This window comes from Pseudomonas sp. NFACC32-1, assembly GCF_900101215.1.
Lineage (GTDB): Bacteria > Pseudomonadota > Gammaproteobacteria > Pseudomonadales > Pseudomonadaceae > Aquipseudomonas.
Genome location: NZ_FMUL01000003.1, coordinates 223130 through 246464 on the forward strand (window position 1 = coordinate 223130; position 23335 = coordinate 246464).

Below are 23335 nucleotides of genomic sequence, written 5' to 3' on the forward strand. Positions count from 1 at the left end.
TGTCCCACTGCCACGCGGTGGCTCGCCTCACAGGCCACTATCCCCGTTCCGACATGTCAGCTAGCATCGCAGTTTTGCCAGGACAGCCGACCATGAAGATCGTCTCCTTCAACATCAATGGGCTACGCGCCCGCCCCCATCAGCTGGCGGCGCTGATCGAGAAGCACCAGCCGGACGTGATCGGCCTGCAGGAAACCAAGGTCCACGACGAGCAGTTTCCAGTGGCCGAAGTGCAAGCGCTGGGCTACCACGTTCACTATCACGGGCAAAAAGGCCACTACGGTGTCGCCCTGCTCTCCCGCCAGGCGCCATTGAGCCTGTACAAAGGCTTCGAAGGCGACGATGAAGACGCCCAGCGGCGCTTTATCTGGGGCACCTTCGCCGATGCCAACGGCGTGCCGGTGACCATCATGAACGGTTACTTCCCACAAGGTGAAAGCCGCGATCACCCGACCAAATTCCCGGCCAAGGAGCGTTTCTACAGCGACCTGCAGCAATTGCTGGAAAGCCGCTTCAGCAACGAACAGCCGCTGGTGGTCATGGGCGACGTGAACATTTCCCCGGAAGACTGCGACATCGGCATCGGCCCGGACAACATGAAACGCTGGTTGAAGACCGGCAAATGCAGCTTCCTGCCGGAAGAACGCGAATGGATGGCCCGCTTGAAGAACTGGGGCCTGGTGGACAGTTTTCGCCATTTGAACCCGGACGTCGCCGACCGCTTCAGCTGGTTCGACTACCGCAGCCGCGGCTTCGAGGACGAGCCCAAGCGCGGCCTGCGCATCGACCTGATCCTCGCCTCCCACGGCCTGTTGCCGCGAGTCAAGGATGCCGGTGTGGATTATGAGCTGCGGGGCATGGAGAAACCTTCGGACCACGCGCCGATCTGGCTGGAATTGAGCTGACACCGGCCGCACCCCGTCCGGGTGGGAGCGAACCTGCTCGCTCCCACTGGATCGCCTCTGTCATTCGCGCCGCGTCGCACGCCCGTCATATTTCAGCAACCTGATTGACTTAATCTTCCAGCACTTCCCAGGTTCCGAAGGTACCGGCATGCGGCTGTGGATTGGTTTTCTCGTGGGCCTCTGGCTGCCCCTTGCGGCCTGCGCCAGCGCATTGCCAATCCCCGAGCACGGGCCGGCGCTGCGCATCCAGGGTTCGAATACCATTGGCGCGGCGCTGGGGCCGGCCCTGGTCAGGGGCCTGATGATCGAGCGCGGACTGCTCGAAGTCAGCAGCGAAATCACCGGACGTGACAACGAACAACGAATCGTCGGCCAGACCGCCGCAGGCCGGCGCGTGGAAATCGACATTGCGGCCCACGGATCCAGCACCGGCTTCGCCGCCCTGAAGCAGGCCAGCGCCGATCTGGCGGCCTCTTCCCGACCGATCAAGGACAGCGAGCTGCAGGAACTGAAGTCCCTCGGCGACTTGAAAAGTCCCGGCGCCGAGCAAGTCATCGCCATCGATGGCCTGGCGATCATTCTTCATCCCCAAAACCCGTTGCGTCAGCTTGATACCTTGCAGCTCGCCCGAATATTCAGCGGCGAGGCAAAAACCTGGAAAGCCTTGGGCGGCGTTGGCGGCGCCATACATCTGTATGCCAGGGACGAACAGTCCGGCACCTACGATACCTTCAAGGAACTGGTCCTGAGCCGGCAAGGTAAACGGCTGGATCCTACAGCCCGACGTTACGAATCCAGCGAACAGCTCTCTGACGCCGTCAGCCAGGATCCGCAAGGAATCGGGTTCATCGGCCTGCCCTATGTCCGCCAGGCCAAGGCAGTGGCGATCGTCGATGGCGACTCCCAGCCCATGCTGCCACTCAACAGCCTGATTGCCACCGAAGACTATCCTCTGTCCCGGCGCCTGTTCTTCTATCTGCCTGCATCGCCGAACAACCCCTGGGCCGAGGCGCTGGTGGAGTTCGCCCAGAGCGACCAGGGCCAGGCCATCGTCGCGGCCAACGGGTTCATTGCCCAGACAGTCCAGGCCATGGCCGTTACCCCCAATGCACTGATGCCCGAGGGCTACCAGGCCCTGAGCCGCCACGCCCAGCGCCTGAGCGTGAATTTCCGCTTCGAGGAAGGCAGCGCCAGCCTGGACAGCAAGGCTCATCAGGACCTGGGCCGGGTGCTCGACTATATCCAGAGGCACGGCAAGACCGAGCGCCGAGTGACGCTGGTGGGTTTCGGCGACGCCAAGGACGACCCGGCGCGGGCAGACCTGCTGTCCAGGTTGCGGGCCATGGCGGTGCGGCGTGAACTGGTCAAGTACGGCGTGACACTGCGGGAAGTCCGCGGCTTCGGCGCGCTGATGCCGGTGGCGGCCAACAACGAAGATGAAGGAAGGATCAGGAATCGACGAGTGGAGGTTTGGGTCTACTAGCGATATCAAGACAGACGCCACTCTTGTGGCGAGGGACTTATCATCGCTGGAAACCAGCTTTGTGGCGAGGGGATTTATCCCCGCTCGGCTGCGCAGCAGTCGTCAACCAGCCGACGCGGTTCATCTGTTCTCCGTGGCGTCCGGTGTGGGGCTGCTGCGCAGCCCAACGGGGATAAATCCCCTCGCCACAGGGGGTTGTCGCAGGCAGGTTGTGCAGGCTGACGGCTATCGATCAGCCAACTCCATGATCATCCGCGACAACAGATAAATCCGCGGTACCACGCTCTCAACTTCCGCGTACTCTTGCGGCGTATGAATGTTGCCGCCGACGACGCCGAAACCATCCAGTGTCGGCGTACCGACGCCGGCGGACAGGCTGGCATCCGCCGCCCCGCCGCTGCCTTCTTCGGTCAGTTTGCGCCCCAGCTCGCCATAGATGCCCTGGGCCATGGCCATCAGGCGATCCGACTCGGCCGTCTGCGGCATGGGTGGCAAGCCACGCTTGAGGCTGGTGGTAACCTCGGTGTCGGGGATCAGCTTGTCTTGCGACACACGGGCCAGGTCCTTTTCGATGCGGTCGAACTCTTCCGGCACCGCCGCCCGCACATCGGCCTTGGCGCTGGCCTGGTCGGGAATCACGTTGGTCCGGTCACCCGCGTTGAGCACCGTGAAGTTGATGGTGGTTTTCTTCTCCGCATCGCCGAGCTTGCCCAGTTGCAGGATCTGGTGTGCCGCTTCCATCGCCGCATTGCGACCCAGTTCCGGCGCGACACCGGCATGGGAGGCCTTGCCCTTGACCTCCACCAGCGCCGTGGCACTGCCCTTGCGCCATACCACCAGGCCATCGGCCGGGCGCCCCGGTTCAAGGTTCAGCGTCACGTCGTGGGCCTTGGCGGTTTTCTTGATCAGGTCGGTGGCGGCGTCCGAGCCGGTCTCTTCGCTGGCATCAAGCAGGAAAGTGATCTGCGCGTAGTTCTTGAAGTCGAGATTCTTCAGCACTTTCAGCGCATAAATCCCGGCGACGATGCCGCCCTTGTCATCCATCACCCCCGGCCCATAGGCGCGCCCGTCCTTGATGTGAAAAGGCCGCTCGGCGGCCGAGCCTTCCTTGAACACCGTGTCCATGTGAGCCATCAGCAGGATCTTCGCCTTGCCGGTGCCCTTGAGGGTTGCCAGGACATGCTGAGTGCCATCCGAATTCGGCACCTTTTCGAAGCTGAAGCCGAGCTTCTTCAGCTCATCGATGGCGATCTCACCGACCTGAGTCAACCCCGGTACATAGCCGGAACCGGAATCGATGTTCACCAACCGTTCGAGCAATTTCAGGGCCTCGCCCTTGTACTGTTCAGCTTGAGTCAATACCGGTTGATGAGGCTGCGCGAAGGCAACGGGGGCGAAGGCGCCGAGGGCCAGGCTCAAGCCGAGACTGACGGCCAGACGGGAGCGAAGCGAGGTAATCGTCATGATTTCATCCTTGTTCCGTATCGAGTGAGTGCCTTGGCACCCTACCCGACAATGACGCAAGGCTCTAGCCATACAATCAACAAGCCCTCTCGGACGAGTCCTCTACCGACAACAGTCGTAGAAACGAGGGAAGCAAAATAAAGAAATGCAGGGCGATACGACAAACTCCCCAGAACTTTCCGACGCACCTTTCAGGTTGCCGCTCGGAAGGCGGACGTTTAGCGTAGTTATTAGCGAACGCTCTACAAACTCATTGCCAGGGAGGCATTTTGAAAAATCAAACAGACCTAAAACAATAAATCTGCCACCCATAGTTGTTACGCCCGAGCCACCACAACCGTCGCCACTGCTCAGTTCGCCGAAAATCCCCCTGGGTACACCGCCAAACCGCTCCCTTGGAGCGGAATAGTTGTTGAACAACCTGAAATAAACACGCTCTTCAGTAAGAAAAACATCAAGCATCCCGATCAATCGACAATCATCTTCGCTACCATTGCCACTCAACTAAACAGAATAGAAAAACCTATAATTCACACGCTCCGTTTTTCAGGTCCGAGCTTGACGAGGAAATTGCCAAAAAACCAGCCCCTGGTAACCAAGTGCACTAAAGCAATACAAACATGAAAAATCTATCGTCGATGAACTTCTTAAGATCAAGAACAGCGAACTGCAAAAAATCACTGCGACAGCGAAGACTTTTTATGGAAGAAGCCCTTTCGATAAAGACTTCAAACAAAACGCCGTTGACTTTGTAAATATTTTTCACACAAGCAGAGCGCCTTCACTAACAACCTACAACAGATGGCTTACCTCCATCACCGCTACGTACACGGCCAGGATGTTTGCCGCAAAAATAAAAATTCTTACGGAAAAATCCAAGCAACTCGCCTCAACCATCGCAACCACAGGAGCTAAGAGAAACAACATATAGCCGTTTGGACCAACCGATACACCAGGAAAGAAATGCCATTATCAATCGATATCAACTGGACAAGGCCAGCCTGGAGAAAAGAGTCCAGGCCGAACAGCGCGGCAGGGAATATGAGGAATTTGGAAATTTCAATTATGGCGCTACCGGCACAGTAGCAGGAATTTCAGAACAGATCCTACTAAGAGCGGCAGGAGCGGCTCAATCCATAGCAGGGACGTCAGAGGAAGAGTTTGGAAAGTGGTGGGCAGAATCGCCTTACGGCGATGACGAATTGGACCAAATCTGGATAAAAGCAGGGATAAGGTATGCTCAAAGCAAGGACATCTAAACGAACCTGCCTGATTCTGTCAGCAGTCTGCATTATGCAGGCGATATACATTTACATGGAGTCCCCCGCTACACCGGAACCGTCAGAAATAATTTCAGTAACCCCTGTTGACTCAACAGGCGCTATTTACGAAGTACTTTACAATTCAGGCGGAGCGACCGTCCCTTTCATCTATCGATATTTCCTTATGGAAAAAATTAACGACCCCGTTGAGGCACTTGATAAAATCAAATCATCCCATCCATTTCTTGTAACCAAAAGCCCCAATGCTGTCCGAACAGTTCTGCCAGGAAGAGTAAAACTTACGACCCTGGATACGATCTACAAATACAGAAACACCGCATATTACAAAACAAACGGAGAATTGAAAGGAATCAAACTAGATTTGACCTCAGATATGCCTTGATCCATCACTGTCATTGGTGACCACTCCTCCAATTAAAGAAGCGACATACCCCCGGTACAAGCCGGGGACATCCCTTGCTCTCGCCTCCTCACGTCCCGCTCGACAGCTACCAGAAGCCGCGCCACTCCAGATGACTCACAACAAGAAGCAACGCACCATCAGGAATGCCATGGCTTTCACAACTTCCACCCAAGCAAAAGCAACCCTGCCGTCGCGGTGTGCCCGCCTTTGAGCTTCACTTACTACTGCTATACAGGTAGCCCAAGGCTGGGCAATCGAATTCTGTCGTGACTCATGGAGGTCATACATGCTGGTGTTGTGGGTACTCCTCGCCGTGTTTGTCGCCTGGTGCTGGCTGACCTATCCGGGTATTGGCCAGGTACTGTTCGACTTGAGCATGGCACTGGAAACGCGCCTCTCCCGGTTGCGCAAGATCACGGTGCCGATCAGCGAGATGACGGTATCGACGCTGCAAGGCGGACCTTACGAAGCGTCCGCCAGCATACTGATGCTGCACGGCTACAGTGCCGACAAGAACCTCTGGCTGCGCATGGCCAGGTCCTTTGTCAATGACTACCGGGTGGTGATTCCCGACCTGGCCGGCCATGGCGAAACCGGCTTCAAGGCTGGTGGTGGCTACGACATCCCGACCCAGGCCAGGCGGGTGATCGAACTGCTCGACGCTTGTGGCCTGGACAAGGTCCACGTGATCGGCAACTCCATGGGCGGCTATCTCGCCGCATGGCTGGCGGCCACTTCGCCGGAGCGCGTACTGACCCTGGCGCTGCTCAATCCAGCCGGCGTCACGTCCCCGCAACCCAGCGACATGGATCGCCTGGTGGCCGCCGGCCGAAACCCGTCCCTCATGGGTTCGCGGGATGATTTCCCACCGTTCTACGCCTTGACCATGGCCTCGCCGCCCTGGGTGCCGAAAGTGGTACTGGCGGCGGTGGCCGAGCAGTATGTCCAGCGCCGGGAAGAGTTGGCGGAGATCTACGCGGACTTTACCGCCAGCCCGCCGATGGAACCGCGCCTGGGTGATATCCCTGCGCCGTCGTTGCTTGTCTGGGGTCGGCAAGACCGGATGATCGACGTCAGCTGCGTCCCTGTATGGAGCAAGGGCATCGCGGATTTGCGAGTGGAAATCTGGGACGGCCTCGGCCACTTGCCGCCCATGGAAAAACCAGCAAGGACTGCGGCGTTGTATCGGGATTTTCTCAAGGGACTAGGGCAATGACCTACGATGGTTCAAGGCTCTTGCGACTTGCTCTGGCAGGAGGATTTCTCCCCGACTGCCTGGCCCGCCACGACAGTCATCCAATGCCGGGGCCGGTCGCTGAACGGGAACACGCGCGATGAACATTCTCTATGACGAACACCTCGACGGCACTCTGCCAAAGGTGGACAGACAGGCCCTTCTCCAGGCCTTGCTGACCCAGGTTCCGGACCTGGAAGTCCTGCATCGCCAGGAAGACCTCAAGCCCTACGAATGCGACGGCCTCTCGGCCTATCGCACTACCCCCATGCTGGTGGTGTTGCCGCGGCGAGTCGAACAGGTCCAGGCGCTACTCAAGTTGTGCCATGAGCGCAACGTTCCGGTGGTAGCCCGGGGCGCGGGGACCGGCTTGTCCGGCGGCGCCCTGCCCCTGGCAAGCGGCGTGCTGCTGGTCATGGCCCGCTTCAACCAGATTCTGCACATCGACCCCGACGCTCGCACCGCACGCCTGCAACCCGGCGTGCGCAACCTGGCGATCTCCCAGGCGGCGGCGCCTTTCGGGCTGTATTACGCACCGGACCCCTCCTCCCAGATCGCTTGCTCCATCGGCGGCAACGTCGCTGAAAATGCCGGGGGCGTGCATTGCCTGAAGTACGGGCTGACGGTGCACAACCTGTTGAAGCTGGAAATGCTCACCATCGAAGGCGAACACCTGACCCTGGGCAGCGAGGCCCTGGACTCCCCCGGCCTGGACCTGCTGGCACTGTTCACCGGCTCAGAAGGCTTGCTGGGAGTGATCACCGAAGTCACGGTCAAACTGTTGCCACGTCCCCAGGTCGCCAGGGTGCTGCTGGCCAGTTTCGACTCGGTGGAGAAGGCCGGCCGGGCGGTGGCCGATATCATCGCCGCCGGCATCATTCCTGGCGGCCTGGAAATGATGGACAACCTGGCGATCCGCGCCGCCGAGGATTTCATCCACGCCGGTTATCCGGTGGATGCCGAAGCCATCCTGCTGTGCGAACTGGACGGGGTCGAGGCCGATGTCCATGACGACTGCGAACGGGTCCGCCAGGTATTGCACCAGGCCGGCGCCACCGAGGTGCGCCAGGCCAGGGACGAGGCTGAGCGCCTGCGGTTCTGGGCCGGACGCAAGAACGCCTTCCCGGCGGTGGGCCGACTGGCGCCGGACTACTACTGCATGGACGGCACCATTCCCCGGCGCGCCCTGCCCGAAGTATTGCAGCGCATCGCCAGCCTCGGCGCCGAACACGGGCTGCGGGTCGCCAACGTGTTTCATGCCGGCGACGGCAACATGCATCCGCTGATCCTGTTCGATGCCAATCAGCCCGGCGAACTGGAGCGCGCCGAAACCCTGGGCGGCAAGATCCTCGAGCTCTGTGTCCAGGTGGGCGGCAGCATCACGGGTGAACATGGCGTGGGACGGGAAAAGATCAACCAGATGTGCACGCAGTTCAACAGCGACGAACTGAACCTGTTCCATGCCGTAAAAGCGGCGTTCGATCCTACCGGCCTGCTCAATCCCGGCAAGAACATCCCTACCCTGCACCGCTGCGCCGAATTCGGAGCGATGCATATCCATGGCGGGCAACTGCCCTTCCCCGAACTGGAGCGTTTCTGATGAGCGGCGAAGTCGACCGCGACGCCAGCGACCTGTTGCTCGAACAGGTCAACCGTGCCCGGGCCAACACGACGCCGTTGCGCATCCAGGGTTCGAACAGCAAGGCCTTCCTGGGACGGGAGGTGGCCGGCGAGGTGCTGGACACCCGGGTCCATCGGGGCATCGTCCACTACGACCCCACCGAGCTGGTCGTTACCGTCCGCGCCGGCACCCCGCTGCGCGAACTGCTCGCGGCCCTGGACAACGCCGGCCAGCAATTGCCGTGCGAACCACCGGCGTTCGGCGAGCACGCCACCGTGGGTGGCATGGTCGCCACCGGGCTGTCGGGGCCACGCCGCCCTTGGGCCGGATCGGTACGCGACTTCGTCCTGGGGACCCGCCTGATCAGCGGCCACGGCACGTTGCTGCGCTTTGGCGGCGAGGTCATGAAGAACGTTGCCGGTTATGACCTGTCACGCCTGCTGGCAGGCAGCCTGGGTTGCCTTGGGGTGATCATCGAAGTGTCCTTGAAGGTCCTGCCCAAGCCCCGCCACAGCCTGAGCATCCGCCTGGAAATGGGCAGCGCCGAAGCGCTGGAGAACCTCGCCGAATGGGGCCGGCAGCCCTTGCCCATCAGTGCCGCCAGCCATGACGGCGACTGCCTGCACCTGCGCCTGGAAGGTGGCGAAGGCTCGGTCAGCGCGGCTCACCAGCGGTTCGGCGGCGAAGTGATCGACAGCCGGTACTGGTCGGACCTGAATGAACATCGCCTGGTTTTCTTCGATGAAGGACTTCCCCTGTGGCGCCTGTCAGTGCCCAACCACGTCGGCCCGCTGGACCTGCCAGGCCCGCAGCTGCTCGATTGGGCCGGCGCGCAACGCTGGCTGAAAACCGACGCCGATACGGTGCAGGCCCTGGCCCGGGAAGTGGGCGGCCATGCCACCTGCTACAGTCATGGCGCCACCGACACGCCGTTTCAACCGTTGGCCCCGGCGCTGCTGCGCTACCACCGCAGCCTCAAGGCCCAGCTCGATCCCCTGGGTTTGTTCAACCCGGGACGGATGTATCCGCAGTTCTAGGCTCTGTTTGAAAAGCCTTGAGATGACGGTCAGGCAAGGCAAAAAACGGCGAGTAAACGCAGTGTACTGGAGCACATGGGCATTCTGATCGGACTGTGTGCGCGAGGCCGGTTTCAACGCGGTATGGCCGTGTACGGATATATTTCAGACAGAGCCTGGAGGTCCCTTGCGATGCAAACCCGTTTCAGCGACGAAGCCCGACAACTTCCCCGCGCCGAAGAAGCCGAACGGATCCTGCGTAGCTGCGTGCATTGCGGCTTCTGCAACGCCACCTGCCCGACTTATCAATTGCTGGGGGACGAACTGGACGGTCCGCGAGGCCGCATCTACCTGATCAAGCAAGTGCTCGAAGGCCAACCGGCCACCACCAGCACTCAACTGCATCTGGACCGCTGCCTGTCGTGTCGCAACTGCGAGACGACCTGCCCGTCGGGCGTGGATTACCACAACCTGCTGGACATCGGTCGGGCCGTGGTCGATGCCGCGGTACCGCGCCCCGCCGGCCAACGTGCGCTGCGCCTGGGTTTGCGGGGCCTGGCTCCCAGCCCCGAGCGGTTCAAGGCCCTGCTGCGTTTGGGCAGCGTGTTCCGTCCGCTGTTGCCAACGACGTTGAGCGCCAAGCTGCCCCGTACGCACGCGCGCCTCTCCGAGCGCCCGGTGGCGCGCCATACGCGCACCGTGCTGATGCTCGAAGGTTGCGTGCAACCGGGCCTGTCTCCCAACACCAATGCGGCGGCTGCACGCGTGCTGGACCGCCTGGGCATCAGCGTCGTCGCCTGTGAAGAAGCGGGCTGCTGCGGTGCGCTGGACTATCACCTCGACGCCCAGGCCACCGGGCTGGACCGCGCCCGACGCAACATCGATGCCTGGTGGCCGCACCTGGCCAATGGCGCCGAAGCCATCGTCCAGACCGCCAGCGGTTGTGGTGCCTTCATCAAGGACTACGGCCATCTGCTGGCGCACGATCCCGACTATGCCGCCAAGGCGAAACAGGTGAGCGCGCGCGCCCTGGACCTGGTGCAAGTGCTCGGCAGCGAACCCCTGGAACAGATCTGCGCAGCGAAAGACCGTCGCATCGCGGTCCACTGCCCTTGCACCCTGCAGCACGCACAGAAACTCGGCGGCAGCGTCGAGGCCTTGCTGGCACGGCTGGGCTTCAACCTCACCCCGGTTCCCGACGGCCATCTGTGCTGCGGCTCGGCCGGCACCTATTCCCTGACCCAGCCGACCCTGGCGCGACAGCTGCGGGACAACCGCCTCAATGCCCTGGAAAGCGGCCATCCGGAACTGATCGTCACCGCCAACGTCGGTTGCCAGAACCACCTGGACGGCGCCGGGCGTACCCCCGTGCGACACTGGATCGAACTGGTGGATCAGTCCCTCACAGAATGAAGTCGTGAAGATTCTTCGTTTGTCGCCGCTGACGAAGGCTGCGATCTTTCGTTGCACTTGCCCCCCGATTTCCATTGCCCGAACCAGGAATCCCGCCATGAGCTTCGTCAGTCCCGACCTGATCCGCCAACGCTTCTCCAAGGCGATGTCCGAGATGTACCGTGACGAGGTGCCGTTGTACGGCGCACTGATGAACCTGGTGGAGCACACCAATGCCCAGGTGTTGCTCAACGATCCACAGTTGGCCGAGCACCTGGACAGCACTGGCGAACGTCAACGCCTGGACATGGAGCGCCATGGGGCGATCCGCGTCGGCACCGCGACGGAACTGGCCACCCTGGCCCGGCTGTTCGCGGTCATGGGCATGCAACCGGTGGGTTACTACGACCTGACGCCGGCCGGGGTGCCGGTGCACTCCACCGCGTTTCGCGCCGTGCATGAAAGCGCACTGCAGGTCAGTCCGTTCCGGGTATTCACCTCGTTGCTGCGCCTGGAACTGATCGAGAACAGCGAGCTTCGGGCCTTTGCCCGATCGGTGCTGGATAAACGACAGATTTTCACGCCCCTGGCCCTTCAGCTCATCGACCTTGCCGAGCGCCAGGGTGGCCTGAACGAACCACAAGCCGAAGACTTCGTCCTGCAGGCCCTGGAGACGTTTCGCTGGCACAGCCACGCCACCGTCACGGCCGAGCAGTACCGTCAACTCAGCGCCCAGCATCGCTTGATCGCTGACGTGGTGGCCTTCAAGGGCCCGCACATCAACCACCTGACGCCACGCACCCTGGACATCGACATCGTCCAGGCCCAGATGCCCGTCCACGGCATCACTCCCAAAGCGGTGGTCGAAGGCCCACCTCGCCGCCGGTGTCCGATCCTGTTGCGCCAGACCAGTTTCAAAGCCTTGGACGAACCAGTCGCGTTCACCGACCCAGCCGGCACCCAGGGCAGCCATAGCGCCCGCTTTGGTGAAATCGAACAACGAGGCGCCGCCCTCACGCCCAAGGGGCGCGCGCTCTACGATCAGTTGCTGAACGCAGCCCGGGACGCCCTCGGGGAATTTCCCAACGAGGCCAATGCCCAGCGCTACAACACACTGATGGCCGAGCACTTCCTGCAGTTCCCTGACGACCAGGATCAATTGCGTCGACAGGCACTGGCGTACTTCCGCTATTTCGTCACGCCAAAAGGCCTGGCCGCCAAGGGCACACTGGAGCAATCAACTGAGCTGGAACGTCTGGTGGAACAGGGTTACCTGCGCGCCGAGCCTCTGGTGTACGAGGATTTCCTGCCGGTCAGTGCCGCGGGGATCTTCCAGTCGAACCTCGGCGACGACGCCCAGAGCCATTATGCCGGGCAGTCCAACCGCCAGGCCTTCGAAGATGCACTGGGACGGGCGACGATCGATGAACTGCGGTTGTATGCCGAGACGCAACAGCGCTCCATCGATCAATGCAGGGAGGCATTGAACATTCAGGTTTAGGGTTTGTCGGCGCCGGGATGGGCGAGCCCGACAAGAACGGGCGAGAAGTTCGAACGGTGTTCGCCCAGTGCAACGGCCTCGGCATTCCATGCACTGGTAAAGAGCCAGACACTGGGCGAACGAAAGCAATAATAGAGCAACTCCAGGAGGATGTCCGGCCGCCCAGTTAAATAATTATTTAATCTGGATGCCAATTTCTCCAGATATCCCAGTGAGTTATACAAACAGTTATACAAATAAGCCGGGGTAGTACAAATACAACTTATCACTCCCCGGCTGGCAAGTTGCAAGTGTCACTACCGGGACCGATCTACACCGGGCGATGACCTGAAGGGTGCCGTCCGGTTTTCTGTGCATCGGTGTCTTCGGCGCCTGGCTCGCCCTGCTGTTGTTTGCGCTTGGCCGGATCATTGGGACGCAGGGCGTCGTTATCGCGCTCCACTTCGCCGGGCATCGCCGGCTCATCGGGGTTCTGGGTGGAAGGTTTCATGGTATCTCCTGGGATGCTCAGGCTTCGGGGTCGGCGACTTCTTCGGCAACGTTGGCGTCCGGCGAGCGCTGGTGAAGCTGCTCGGCCCGGGTCTTGAGGTCCTGCCATTGCGCCAGATCGACGGCCCCCTGGCCGAACAGATCATTGGCCACCCGCATCAATTCGGCGAAATGCGCATCGGGCGATTGCTGCCAGTAGGCCTTGTCGTCGAACAGCCGCTGCCAATCGGCCACTGACGGAGGTTTGAGGTCATCGCTCATGACGGGCTCCTGATGAGGTGCTTCATAAGCTATGAGGGCTGGCGTCGGCGGGGAGTTCCGGGATTCTCAATAGCCGGTCATTTCCAGGTAACCGGTGCCGCCATGGCTGCCACTCATTTTCACCGGCCCTTCCCAATAAGGAATGCGCAGGTCCATCCAGGCGTCGGGATTCAGGGCGACGGTGGTGATGTCCAGCTGCTTGCCGGGAATCTTGATGGACCAGCGCACCGGCATCGCTCGCCCGGCGACCTTGGCCCTGTCCAGTGGCTCCAGGCTGATTTCCCCGGCATGCAGGGTCTGCGCCTGGCCCCGGGCATCGATCCAGGTGCCCGTGAGGTAGGGCTCGCCATTGCTGTGTCGCATGCGATAGAGCATCACGTGCTCACCGCTGTCCAGGTGCAGGGAAAACCAGTCCCATCCGGTCTGGTTGGCGGTCAGCGGCTGGCTGCTCCATTCGCGATCGAGCCAGGCCGGACCACTGACCTGATAGCGCTGGCCGTCGATATCGAGGTGACCGCTGGCCTGGAAAAAAGGCTGGCTGTAGTAATACGACGCCTGGCCCTGTTCGGATTTCTGGCTGAAACCGGCTTCTCCCTGCAACACCAGCGGCCGGCTTGAAACGAGCCGCAGCTCATAGCTGAAACGCGGGTCGCGAGCCTTCAACTGCATGTCTGCCAAGGGATCGTTTCCCGAGGCCTGGGTAGCGAACCGCCAGTCATCGATCCAGGCATCGAAAGGGCTCGCCTGGACCCCGGCCTGCCCTATCCCGCCCCGGGCGTAGCGTTCGGCGGCGTGGTGGACGGTGGCGGACGTGACGGCGGCGTGGCCGAGCCAGATTGTCTGGTTGCGCCAGCCCTCGGCCTGTGGGGCGGCGCTCAGGGCGCTGCGGAACAGCGTCCATTGCACGCCGAAATCGCGGCCCTGGGCATCCTTGAGATTGGCGGTGACGTACCACCATTCGATGCGAAACCCCTCATGGGCTCCGTGATCCCGGGGAAAACCGAACACCCGCCCCGGCACCACCGGCGTGAACGCAACGGCCTCGCCACCAAGACCGGCAAAGCCCTTGGGTGACGAGGCGTCATCACAGCCGCCCAGCCACAGCGCCAGCAACATCAAGCCAATTCGAAATTTCATGGGCTGTCTTCCTGGGAAAAGCGCCTCAGCAGATCGGCCGGCTGCGTGCGATACAACGCGTACAGCGGCCAGGCCGACGCCAATAGCGTGGCGAACATCGCCAGGGCCAGCAGTTGCGCCAGTTGCAGTGGAAATACCCGTAGCGGCAGCCGCCAGCCAAAGGCCTGCACGTTGATCACCGCATCCAGGCACCAGGCCAGGGCGATCCCCAGCGGCAAGGCCAGCACCAACGTCAACAGCGCCAACAGCCAGGTCTGCCCCAGGTTGAGCAACATTAGCTGCCGGCGCGTCACCCCCAATGCCCACAGCGGCGCCAACTGGCCGAGACGACTCTGGCTCTGGGTCAGCAGGCTGATGAACAGCGCCACCCCGGCCACGGCCAGGGTCAGGCCGTTGAGCGCAGCGGTGGCGGCGAAGGTGCGCTCGAAGATCTGGGTCGACCACCCCTTGAGCCGGGCCTGATCGACGATACGACTGTCATCCAGGGCAAATCGCGCTTGCAGGTCCGTCACCAATGCGGCAATCGCCGACGCTTCGATGTGCAGGTTGAAGCGATACGGCGTCAACGTTGGCCAATGCCTGAGCAAATGCTCGGCATTGACCAGTACATGCCCCTTGGGGTTGCCGTAGTCGGCATAGATGCCAACGATGCGCGCAACCCACGGCCCCTGCGGCGTCGGCACGCTCAGCCGGTCGCCGATGCCGAGCCTGAGGCGCCGGGCCAGTTGCTCGCTGAGCATCAGCGTGTCGGCGCCAGCCAGTTGCTCCCACGGGTTATCGCCGGCGGCTTCCAGCAACGGCCAGTGCTGGCGATAGCCGGGATGGTCGACGATGCCGAAGATATCCGTCGGCCATCCCTGCAACGGAATCGACACCTGCCAGTTGGGCAAGATGGCGGTGACCGCCGGTTGCTGCTTCAGCCAGGCCTGCAGCTCGCCGGCCTGGGCCGGGCTCTGCGGGCTGACGTACAACTCAGCGGAGAGCCGTTGTTCGAGCCAGTCATTGAACGTCTGGCGGAAGCCGGAGGTCATGCTGCCGGCCCCGATATTCGCCGCCAGCGCCAGCAGCAGGGCCATCAGCGCCAGGCTCAATGTCGGCAACTGCTGCCGGCAATCGGCGAGAAACCACTGGCCGAGCACGGCGTGGGTGCGGTGACGCAGCAGGTTCAAGGCGCTATTGAGCAACACCGGCAAGGCCAGGGCCGCCCCCAGCAGCAACGTCGCCATCAGGACAAACCCGCTGGCCAGGCTATCGCCCCACATCAGCGCTGAAACCGCGACCAGCGCCGCCAGGGCCGCGATCCATCCCTGGCGTTTCAACCAACGTGCGTGGGCCTGATGCCATGCCTGAGGATTGGCCAGGGCCAGCAAGGGCAGGCGCGCGGCGCGCAACAGGCTGTCAGCCCCGGCCAGCACTGCCCCGAGCAGGCTCAGGCCCACACCACTGAGCCACCACCACGGGCTGAGGCTCAGGTGCCCGGCCACCTCGGCGCCGTAGAGTCCTCGCAGACTGGCCGCGACATCGGGCAACAGCAAACTGGCCAGCCAATAGCCGCTGAGCACCCCGGCGACTCCGCCGAGCAGGGCCAGCGCCCCCAGTTCCAGGGCCAGGCTGCCGATCAGCAAGCGGGCACTGACGCCGCAGGCACGCAGGGTTCGCAGCAGACCACGACGTTGTTCCAGGGCCAGGCCGATGGCCGCGTGGACGATAAACAGCCCCACCACGAAGGACAGGAACCCGAGAGCATCCAGGTTCAGATGAAAACTTTCGGTCAGGCGCGACAGGTTGTTTTCTTCATTGGCGTGCTTCAATTGCAGCCGACCGTTGAAGGCCTCCGGTAGCGCGGCGGAGAAACTGGCGGGCAGCGACAGCCGCGACAACTGGTCCGGCAACCGCAACACCTGTTGGGCGAACCCGATGTCCATCAGCAGGATGCCCGGCGCCATGTCCGGCTGGGTATGCAGGGGGGGCAGCGTCTGCCCCTCGACAGTCCGGGGCCGGTCGCCCTCTCGCAGCCCGAGGGCCTGCAGGGTTGGCGGGGCAATCCAGGTACGACCGGGCTCGGTGAAGAACGCCACCACCTCGCTCATCTCCCGCGCCTGCCCTGCCAATGCGCCACCGGGCGGAAGCGACACCGGGTCGATGCCCATCAATTGCAGGCGTTGGTCCTCGTGCCCTTCCAGGGTCACCCTGGCCTGCAGCACCGGCGAAACCGGCCACCCCTGGCGGCGCAGGTCGATGAACCATTGTTGGGCAAAGGTGCCACCGCCGGGCGCATCAAGGCTGGCCTGGGGTTCGCCGCCGATGAGCTGGCTGGCACGTGCGTAGCTGTCCCGAGCCTGGCTGTTCAGTGCCTGGACACCGGTGAGCAGGCTGGTGGCAAGCCACAGGCCGGTGAGCACGCTGAAGAACTGCACCGGATGCTGGCGCCAGTGGCTGAGCAAGGCCTTGAGGGTCTGGCGCAAAATCATCACTGCGCTCGCATCGGCGCCAGCCGCCCGCGTTGCAGCACCACACGGTGGGCCAGACGAGCCGCCACCCGCGGACTGTGGGTCACCATCAGCAGGCTGGTGGGACTGTCATCGAGCAGTTCCAGCAACAGTCGCAACACCTCGTCGCTGGTCGCCTCGTCGAGGCTGCCGGTGGGTTCGTCGGCCAGCAACAGGGGGGGCCGAGAAGCCAGCGCCCGCCCCAACGCCACCCGCTGCTGCTGCCCGCCGGAAAGCTGTTCGGGATAGCGCTGCAACAATTCCCCCAGCCCCAGTCGCCGCACCAGGTGCGCGTGCCAGCGCGGGTCATGGCGACCGCACAGGCGCGCCTGGAACGCCAGGTTGTCTTCCACCGACAAGCTGCTGATGAGGTTGAACTGCTGGAACACCAGGCCGATCTCCGTGCGTCGCCAATGGGCGAGCTGGCTTTCGCTCATGCCATCGAGCCGGTATTCGCCGCTGCGAATGCTCCCGCGATCGACCTTGTCCAACCCGGCGACCAGGTGCAGCAAGGTACTTTTGCCACTTCCGGACTCCCCCATCAACGCCATGCTGCTGCCAGGAGGCAGCGTCAGGTCGACACCCTGCAGCACCGGCAAGGGGCCCTGGGGCGTGGCGTAGCTTTTGAAGACATCGCGGACTTCAAGCATGAAGAGGCTCACTGGATAATCGTGAGCGTCAGGATAGCGGACTGAGCGCAAGGTGGACCATCGCACCCACGAACCGCCCTATACCGCGACCACCCCCATGCGAGGTTGATGCCCGACGCGGTCGCCGTCAATGCCCCGCCGCCATTTCAGTCTGTGCCGGTGGAGGTGTCACGATGCTGTCCAGGTCAATGTGCTTCCAGGCCGGTTTTGCGCCGAGGCGGGCGTTGAAGCGATAGTTGAAGGTGAACGCGTCCTCGGTCGGTTGGTTCAGGGATTTTCCATAAGCCGACTCGACACCGGCCGGATCGTAGCCCATCAACTGCAACAGCGTCGGGAAGATGTTGTAGTGGCTGGAGCGGTCCTTGTTCTGCGCCAGGGCTCCGTGCCAATCGAGGGTCTGCAACTGGCTGCCCTGGATCAGCACCAGCGGCACCAGGCCTTCCTCCTCCACCGGGTCGCCACCACAATGCGTGTTGAGTCCCGGGTTGCCGCGCTCGTGCAAGTCCTGGCCGTGATCGGAGGTGTAGATCAGCACAGCGTTGCTCAGGTCGCCCTGGCGGAACAGGCGCTGGAAGAATTCGCCGACGTTCCACAGCACGGTGTTCTGGTATGCATTGCGGTACAACACCCAGTCCTCCTGTCGGCCGTTGAAACCATCGCGGCTTCCGGTATCGGCGACCTCCTGGAAGTGCCCTCGCGGCAGGGCCGGACGGTAGCTCATGAAGTCGTCGGGGTATTTGTCATGGACCGGAAAATGCGCGCCCATCTTGTTGACCACCACCAGTTCGGCGCGGTCGTTGCCCAGCAATGCGATGAGCCTGTCCGCCACCGCCATGTCCCGGTCGCGCACGCGGGTCTGGTCGAATTGGACGAACTCGTCGATGTCCTGTTTTTCCAGCTCGGTCATCAGGTTCTGCAGATTGCCTCCGGTGCGCTGGGCGTCGATGTAGACGGTGCGCAACCCGGCGGCCCTGGCGTACTGCCAGATCGACGGCTGGGTGCTGTTGATGCGCATGTAATCGGCCCGGGTGCCGCCATAGCGCAGCGTGACATTGGTATCGGCGCTGCAGTTGGCGATAGAGGCGGCGAAACCATAATTGAATATGTCCACGCCCGGCACCGGCGCCTTGAGCCCGCTGTGCACCCCGTACGGCGTGTTGATATCGAGGTAGTTGCCGGCGATGCTTTCGTCGATGATCAGCACGAGGTCATGCCCGATCGCTGACGTTCGCCGCGCCAGGCGGATCGGCTCCCGGGGGCCAACGGTGTTGTGCAGGCTCTCATAGGCAAACAGGTTCAGGTACGCCAGCGGGGTGTACATCACCGGCAAACCGCGCGCGCCCTCACCGGCCCGCAGGAACAGCACGGCACTGAGCAACAGCACCCCGAGCATGGGCGCGGCGATGGGCAGATAACCCGGCAACGGCACCCGGCGACGCGGCTTGAGCCCGATTCCCAACAACAGCAACAAACCGGCCGCCATCGCCCTGACGATCACTTCTCGATACTGCCAGGCGGCCTCCTGGATAAAGCCACCGGAATACACCAGCGACACGAACTGTGCGTAGGTGAGGTAGCTATCGGTGACCCGGGTGTAGACCTCGAAGAATACCGCCGAGGCAAACATCGCCAGCGCAAACAGATGCCGGATGAAGGCATGGCGAATGTGGGCGGTCATCCACAGCGCGACCACCAGCGCCACGAACATCGCACCGAAGAGGATCGTCGCCAAACCCAGGCCCAACGTCGCCAGGCGGTCGACGTAATAGTCGTACCCCCGAATCAGATACAGCGCCAGCAGCAGTTCCTTGATGTATCGGCCCATGTCTGTCTCGGCAGAAATCGCGACGTTGAGAAACGGTTCGTTTCTGCACAGTAGCAGCGACTTTCTAATGCGCAAGAAAAGAGACGAACGGCGCAAGCGTCAAAAAAAAGTTAGCCCAAAAATGACACACTTTTGAGACACAAATCGTCAAAACCTATGGATAAATACCGTTCATCGCTTTCTTAAAATCCATTTTCACCCTTTAAAACCGGGACTTTCTCAAGGCAGTCAATAACTTGATATCAAAAGGCCCGAACCTTTCTAGTTTTGCCAACACTGACAACTGTCATTTTGCTGACACGCTTTTCTGAAGCTGCGCTATACCCCCTCTAACAGTTTCATCCGAGTTACATCAACCGATTTACGAGGCGCGCCAAAATGGACGTGAGCGTATTTGGGACGGGGTATGTTGGGTTGATCCAGGCAGCAGCGCTGGCCGATGTAGGCCACCGCGTCCTGTGCATCGATATCGACCCGAACAAGATCCGGCAACTGCAGCAAGCGGTACCGCCAATCAGCGAGCCGGGGCTGTCCGGTCTGCTTGAAGACAACATCAAGACAGGGCGCCTGTCGTTCAGCTCCCAGGCCAGCGACGCGGTCAACCATGGCGAGCTGATCTTCATCGCCGTGGGCACCCCTGCCGATGAAGACGGCTCGGCGGACCTGAGCCATGTGCTGGCGGTCACCCGGCAGATCGCCGATTTCATGGACAGCGACCGCACCCTGATCATCAAGTCCACGGTGCCGGTGGGCACGGCCGACAAAGTCGCCGAATGCGCCCGCCAGGCACTGGCCCGGCGCGGCCTGAAACGCTTGAACGTGCGCGTGGTGTCCAACCCTGAATTTCTCAAGGAAGGCAGCGCCCTGGCCGATTGCATGCGGCCGGACCGGATCATCATCGGCACGGCCGACCCGCTGGCCCGCGACCAGATGAGCGAACTCTATGCGCCCTTCTGTCGCAACCACGAAAAGCTGATGTTCATGGACAACCGCAGCGCGGAACTGACCAAGTACGCCGCCAACGCCATGCTCGCCACTCGCATCAGTTTCATGAACGAACTGGCCAACCTCACCGAGCGCCTGGGTGCCGACATCGAGGCCGTGCGCAAGGGCATCGGTTCGGACCCGCGCATCGGTTATCACTTCATCTACCCCGGCTGTGGTTTCGGTGGCTCGTGCTTTCCCAAGGACCTGCGCGCCCTGCTGCACACGGCCGAACAGAGCGGCATGCCGCTGCGCCTGTTGCGCAGCGTCACCGATGTCAATGACAGCCAGCGGCATATCCTGTTCGAGAAGCTCGCCGGGCAATTCCCCGACGGCCTGGCGGGCAAATCGATCGCCATCTGGGGCCTGGCCTTCAAGCCCAACACCGACGACATGCGCGAAGCCCCCAGCCGTTACCTGATGGAGGCACTGTGGCGCGAAGGTGCCCGGGTCCAGGCCTACGACCCCGAGGCCATGTCCGAATGCCGGCGTATTTACGGCTACCGCAAGGACCTGAACCTGTGCGCCACCCGTGACGACACCCTGGAGGATGCCGACGCCCTGGTGATCTGCACCGAATGGAAGAACTTCCGCGTGGTGGATTTCGACCTGCTGGCCAGCAAACTGCGGGCCCGCCTCGTCATCGACGGACGCAACCTGTACAACCCCGAGCACTTGGCGGCCGCCGGGCTGCTGTACCGCGGGATCGGACTGCGGCACACGGTACCGGTCCAAGGGCCGCAAGCATGAACATCCTGGTGACCGGCGCGGCCGGCTTCATCGGTGCCCACTGTGTGCTGCGGCTGCTGCGCGACGGCCACCGGGTCTGCGGGCTGGACAATTTCAACGACTACTACGATCCCCAGCTCAAGCATGACCGCGTGGCCTGGGTGCAGGACCAGGCCGGCGAGTTTCCCCTGGTGCGGGCGGACCTGACCGACGCGACGGCCATCGACGCGCTGTTCCAGTCGCGCCGCCCGGACGTGGTGATCCACCTGGCTGCCCAGGCCGGGGTGCGCTATTCCCTGGAGCACCCCCAAGCCTACATCGACAGCAATGTCACGGGCTTTCTCAACATCCTGGAAAACTGCCGGCGCTATCCGGTCAGGCACCTGGTCTACGCCTCCTCCAGCTCGGTATACGGCGCCAACCAGCGCACGCCCTACTCCGTGCAGGATGGCGTCGACCACCCACTGTCGCTGTACGCGGCGAGCAAGAAAGCCAACGAACTGATGGCCCACAGCTACAGCCATCTGTTCGGCATTCCTTGCACGGGCCTGCGCTTCTTCACCGTGTACGGTCCCTGGGGCCGGCCGGACATGTCGCCGATCCAGTTCGCCCGGGCGATCACCGAAGACCGAGTGCTGCAGCTGTTCAACCATGGCGAGCACCAGCGCGACTTCACCTACATCGACGACATCATCGAGAGCATCGCCCGGCTGATCGACCAAGCGCCCCGGGTCACGCCCCTGTGGGATCACGAACAACCGGACCCGGCCACCAGCCGGGCCCCGTGGCGGATCTACAACATCGGCGGCCAGCACCCGATAACCCTGCGCACCTATGTCGCGCTGCTGGAAAAACACCTGGGCCGGACCGCTCGCATCGAACTGCTGCCCCTGCAAGCGGGGGACGTGCTCAACACCTGTGCCGATGCCAGCGACCTGGCACGCGCCACCGGTTTCCAGCCCGCCATCGGGCTGGACGAGGGCCTGGGTCGCTTCACCCGGTGGTTCCTCGATTACTACGCGCTGCCTGTTGCCCACCTGCCCGTTGCGGCCGAACTTCAACGGAGGAGTCTATGACCCGACATGAACAGCACATTCCCATCAATGTCCCCGGCGACAAGCGTGTCGACCCCGAACATCGCCGGCGCCTGGATGCCGCCATCCACCGGCAGGGCCGTGGCTGGCTGACCGGGCGCCATGGCGGGCGACCCTGGACCGTTTCGCGGACCAATCGTGTGGTGGCCTGCCTCGGCGCGCTGGTGCTGCTGGTGCTGCTCAGCCCGTTGCTGCTGGGCCTGGCGGTGCTGGTCAAGGTCTCCAGCCCCGGTCCGGTGCTGTTCGTGCAGAAACGCACCGGCTACCGAGGCCGCGTCTTCGGCATGTACAAGTTCCGCACCATGATCGCCAATGCCGAAGCGCTAAAGGAGTCGCTGCGCCACCTCAACAAACACGGCGCCGATGCCATCGACTTCAAGATCGACAACGACCCGCGCATCACGCCCATCGGCCGGTTCCTGCGCCGCAGCAGCCTCGATGAACTGCCGAACCTGATCAATGTAGTGACCGGCGACATGCGCCTGGTAGGTCCACGACCGACCTCGTTCAACGCCTATCGCTACAAGGACAACCACCTCGCGCGCCTGAGCATCTACCCCGGCCTCACCGGCCTCTGGCAGATCTCCGGGCGCAGCGATATCGACTTCGACCAGCGTGTGGAACTGGACCTCAGCTACATCGCCGAACAGAGCCTGTTGCTGGATTTGAAGATCCTGATGATTACCCCTTTCAAAGTGTTCAGCGGCCACGGAGCGAGTTAAATGGACGGTTCAACGAATATCCTGACCATCGCAAGCCCGAGCGAGACCAACCTGACCTCGACCGTGCTCGACCCTTCCTTGCGGATTCTGCTTCTGACAGCCGCCAACACCGGCACCGGAACCACCACCAGTGCCATGGCACTGGCCGCCCAACTGGCGCAGATGAGCAGCGGCCGCGTATTGCTGGTGGATGCCAGCCAGTCGCCGCACAGCCTCAGCCAGCAACTGTTGCTGCACAAGGAGCGTGGCTTCAGCGACATGCTGTTCAACAGCCTCGCCCCGCCCCTGCTGCAGGATTGCGTGGTGCAGGCCTCCGGCATGCCTTTCGACGTGCTGCCCAACGGCCGCCTGGGGCACAACGCCGAACGCCTGAGCCCCGAGCGACTGCGTCCATTGTTCAGGCAGCTGGCGGCGCAATACCGCTTTGTGGTGGTGGACGCCGACGCGGTGTACTCGGCCTCCGACACCCTGGTCATGAGCACCCAGGCAGACGGCGTGGTGCTGGTGGTACGCGGTGAAGACACCCGCTGGGAAGTGGCCCAGGCCGCGCGCCAACGCCTGGCCCAGGCCGGCGCGAAGGTGGTGGGCAGCGTGTTCAACCGCCGCAAGTACTACATGCCCAAGTGGCTCTACAACAACCTGTAAGCCTGCAG

Annotated in this window: 19 protein-coding genes; 12 read left to right on the forward strand and 7 right to left on the reverse strand. The window is 62.3% G+C overall.

From position 1 onward, the window contains the following. Positions 1 to 92 precede the first annotated feature (92 nt). Together xthA and BLP99_RS07220 are read left to right on the forward strand one after the other, a co-directional pair. Entirely contained in the window at positions 93 to 905 is an 813-nt protein-coding gene (xthA, locus tag BLP99_RS07215) for an exodeoxyribonuclease III (protein WP_072392470.1), read from the forward strand. Between the two features lie 148 nt (positions 906 to 1053). Beyond that, positions 1054 to 2388, forward strand: coding sequence for a substrate-binding domain-containing protein (locus BLP99_RS07220; RefSeq protein WP_092180032.1), 1335 nt, complete (start codon positions 1054 to 1056; stop codon positions 2386 to 2388). A 225-nt stretch (positions 2389 to 2613) separates the two neighbouring features. On the opposite strand, the gene BLP99_RS07225 is transcribed toward BLP99_RS07220, so the two are convergent. Next, positions 2614 to 3852 (reverse strand): M20/M25/M40 family metallo-hydrolase, encoded by a 1239-nt coding sequence (locus tag BLP99_RS07225; protein WP_072392447.1) that lies wholly within the window; start codon positions 3850 to 3852, stop codon positions 2614 to 2616. 935 nt (positions 3853 to 4787) lie between these two features. On the opposite strand from BLP99_RS07225, the gene BLP99_RS07230 reads away from it, so the two are divergent. From BLP99_RS07230 to hglS, 6 genes are all read left to right on the forward strand, one after another. Next, positions 4788 to 5111, forward strand: coding sequence for a polymorphic toxin type 44 domain-containing protein (locus BLP99_RS07230; RefSeq protein ID WP_072392444.1), 324 nt, complete (start codon positions 4788 to 4790; stop codon positions 5109 to 5111). A gap of 713 nt (positions 5112 to 5824) precedes the next feature. Beyond that, positions 5825 to 6754 (forward strand): alpha/beta fold hydrolase, encoded by a 930-nt coding sequence (locus BLP99_RS07235; protein WP_092180034.1) that lies wholly within the window; start codon positions 5825 to 5827, stop codon positions 6752 to 6754. Between the two features lie 118 nt (positions 6755 to 6872). After that, complete coding sequence (gene glcD / locus BLP99_RS07240; RefSeq protein ID WP_092180036.1) at positions 6873 to 8372, forward strand: glycolate oxidase subunit GlcD; 1500 nt, start codon at positions 6873 to 6875, stop codon at positions 8370 to 8372. Then, positions 8372 to 9430 (forward strand): glycolate oxidase subunit GlcE, encoded by a 1059-nt coding sequence (gene glcE, locus BLP99_RS07245; protein WP_072430664.1) that lies wholly within the window; start codon positions 8372 to 8374, stop codon positions 9428 to 9430. Before glcD ends, glcE begins: the two co-directional genes overlap by 1 nt. Positions 9431 to 9601: 171 nt before the next feature. Next, positions 9602 to 10822 (forward strand): glycolate oxidase subunit GlcF, encoded by a 1221-nt coding sequence (gene glcF / locus BLP99_RS07250; RefSeq protein WP_092180038.1) that lies wholly within the window; start codon positions 9602 to 9604, stop codon positions 10820 to 10822. A gap of 97 nt (positions 10823 to 10919) precedes the next feature. Beyond that, positions 10920 to 12302, forward strand: coding sequence for a 2-oxoadipate dioxygenase/decarboxylase HglS (hglS, locus tag BLP99_RS07255; protein WP_092180040.1), 1383 nt, complete (start codon positions 10920 to 10922; stop codon positions 12300 to 12302). Positions 12303 to 12612: 310 nt separating this feature from the next. Here hglS and BLP99_RS07260 read toward each other — a convergent pair whose 3' ends face one another. From BLP99_RS07260 to BLP99_RS07285, 6 genes are all read right to left on the reverse strand, one after another. Further along, entirely contained in the window at positions 12613 to 12792 is a 180-nt protein-coding gene (locus BLP99_RS07260) for a hypothetical protein (protein ID WP_072392426.1), read from the reverse strand. Between the two features lie 17 nt (positions 12793 to 12809). Then, positions 12810 to 13052 (reverse strand): hypothetical protein, encoded by a 243-nt coding sequence (locus tag BLP99_RS07265; protein ID WP_072392423.1) that lies wholly within the window; start codon positions 13050 to 13052, stop codon positions 12810 to 12812. A 66-nt stretch (positions 13053 to 13118) separates the two neighbouring features. Next, entirely contained in the window at positions 13119 to 14189 is a 1071-nt protein-coding gene (locus BLP99_RS07270) for a lipocalin-like domain-containing protein (protein WP_092180042.1), read from the reverse strand. Beyond that, positions 14186 to 16660, reverse strand: coding sequence for an ABC transporter permease (locus tag BLP99_RS07275; RefSeq protein ID WP_371128585.1), 2475 nt, complete (start codon positions 16658 to 16660; stop codon positions 14186 to 14188). Before BLP99_RS07275 ends, BLP99_RS07270 begins: the two co-directional genes overlap by 4 nt. Beyond that, the gene (locus tag BLP99_RS07280) at positions 16660 to 17328 is read right to left on the reverse strand and encodes an ABC transporter ATP-binding protein (RefSeq protein ID WP_092180046.1); all 669 of its coding nucleotides are present in this window, start codon (positions 17326 to 17328) and stop codon (positions 16660 to 16662) included. The genes BLP99_RS07275 and BLP99_RS07280 overlap by 1 nt, the downstream gene beginning before the upstream one ends. Before the next feature lie 127 nt (positions 17329 to 17455). Further along, on the reverse strand, positions 17456 to 19153 hold the full coding sequence (locus BLP99_RS07285; protein WP_076406602.1) for a sulfatase-like hydrolase/transferase: 1698 nt from the start codon (positions 19151 to 19153) through the stop codon (positions 17456 to 17458). A gap of 378 nt (positions 19154 to 19531) precedes the next feature. Here BLP99_RS07285 and BLP99_RS07290 point away from each other — a divergent pair, with 378 nt between their 5' ends. The 4 genes from BLP99_RS07290 to BLP99_RS07305 are packed head-to-tail and all read left to right on the forward strand — an operon-like array spanning position 19532 to position 23327. Then, complete coding sequence (locus tag BLP99_RS07290; RefSeq protein WP_072392405.1) at positions 19532 to 20887, forward strand: UDP-glucose dehydrogenase family protein; 1356 nt, start codon at positions 19532 to 19534, stop codon at positions 20885 to 20887. After that, the gene (locus tag BLP99_RS07295; RefSeq protein WP_072392401.1) at positions 20884 to 21942 is read left to right on the forward strand and encodes an NAD-dependent epimerase; all 1059 of its coding nucleotides are present in this window, start codon (positions 20884 to 20886) and stop codon (positions 21940 to 21942) included. The genes BLP99_RS07290 and BLP99_RS07295 overlap by 4 nt, the downstream gene beginning before the upstream one ends. Further along, positions 21939 to 22682, forward strand: coding sequence for a sugar transferase (locus tag BLP99_RS07300; RefSeq protein WP_072430671.1), 744 nt, complete (start codon positions 21939 to 21941; stop codon positions 22680 to 22682). Before BLP99_RS07295 ends, BLP99_RS07300 begins: the two co-directional genes overlap by 4 nt. Next, entirely contained in the window at positions 22683 to 23327 is a 645-nt protein-coding gene (locus tag BLP99_RS07305; protein ID WP_072392395.1) for a CpsD/CapB family tyrosine-protein kinase, read from the forward strand. Positions 23328 to 23335: the final 8 nt, after the last annotated feature.

Bases quoted from the DNA above. Each gene is read 5' to 3' on its own strand.
- BLP99_RS07285 (WP_076406602.1), bottom strand. From the start codon at position 19,153: ATGGGCCGATACATCAAGGAACTGCTGCTGGCGCTGTATCTGATTCGG.
- glcD (WP_092180036.1), top strand. From the start codon at position 6,873: ATGAACATTCTCTATGACGAACACCTCGACGGCACTCTGCCAAAGGTG.
- BLP99_RS07225 (WP_072392447.1), bottom strand. From the start codon at position 3,852: ATGACGATTACCTCGCTTCGCTCCCGTCTGGCCGTCAGTCTCGGCTTG.
- BLP99_RS07280 (WP_092180046.1), bottom strand. From the start codon at position 17,328: ATGCTTGAAGTCCGCGATGTCTTCAAAAGCTACGCCACGCCCCAGGGC.
- xthA (WP_072392470.1), top strand. From the start codon at position 93: ATGAAGATCGTCTCCTTCAACATCAATGGGCTACGCGCCCGCCCCCAT.
- hglS (WP_092180040.1), top strand. From the start codon at position 10,920: ATGAGCTTCGTCAGTCCCGACCTGATCCGCCAACGCTTCTCCAAGGCG.
- BLP99_RS07305 (WP_072392395.1), top strand. From the start codon at position 22,683: ATGGACGGTTCAACGAATATCCTGACCATCGCAAGCCCGAGCGAGACC.
- BLP99_RS07300 (WP_072430671.1), top strand. From the start codon at position 21,939: ATGACCCGACATGAACAGCACATTCCCATCAATGTCCCCGGCGACAAG.
- glcF (WP_092180038.1), top strand. From the start codon at position 9,602: ATGCAAACCCGTTTCAGCGACGAAGCCCGACAACTTCCCCGCGCCGAA.
- BLP99_RS07265 (WP_072392423.1), bottom strand. From the start codon at position 13,052: ATGAGCGATGACCTCAAACCTCCGTCAGTGGCCGATTGGCAGCGGCTG.
- BLP99_RS07235 (WP_092180034.1), top strand. From the start codon at position 5,825: ATGCTGGTGTTGTGGGTACTCCTCGCCGTGTTTGTCGCCTGGTGCTGG.
- BLP99_RS07295 (WP_072392401.1), top strand. From the start codon at position 20,884: ATGAACATCCTGGTGACCGGCGCGGCCGGCTTCATCGGTGCCCACTGT.
- BLP99_RS07275 (WP_371128585.1), bottom strand. From the start codon at position 16,660: ATGATTTTGCGCCAGACCCTCAAGGCCTTGCTCAGCCACTGGCGCCAG.
- glcE (WP_072430664.1), top strand. From the start codon at position 8,372: ATGAGCGGCGAAGTCGACCGCGACGCCAGCGACCTGTTGCTCGAACAG.
- BLP99_RS07260 (WP_072392426.1), bottom strand. From the start codon at position 12,792: ATGAAACCTTCCACCCAGAACCCCGATGAGCCGGCGATGCCCGGCGAA.
- BLP99_RS07220 (WP_092180032.1), top strand. From the start codon at position 1,054: ATGCGGCTGTGGATTGGTTTTCTCGTGGGCCTCTGGCTGCCCCTTGCG.
- BLP99_RS07270 (WP_092180042.1), bottom strand. From the start codon at position 14,189: ATGAAATTTCGAATTGGCTTGATGTTGCTGGCGCTGTGGCTGGGCGGC.
- BLP99_RS07290 (WP_072392405.1), top strand. From the start codon at position 19,532: ATGGACGTGAGCGTATTTGGGACGGGGTATGTTGGGTTGATCCAGGCA.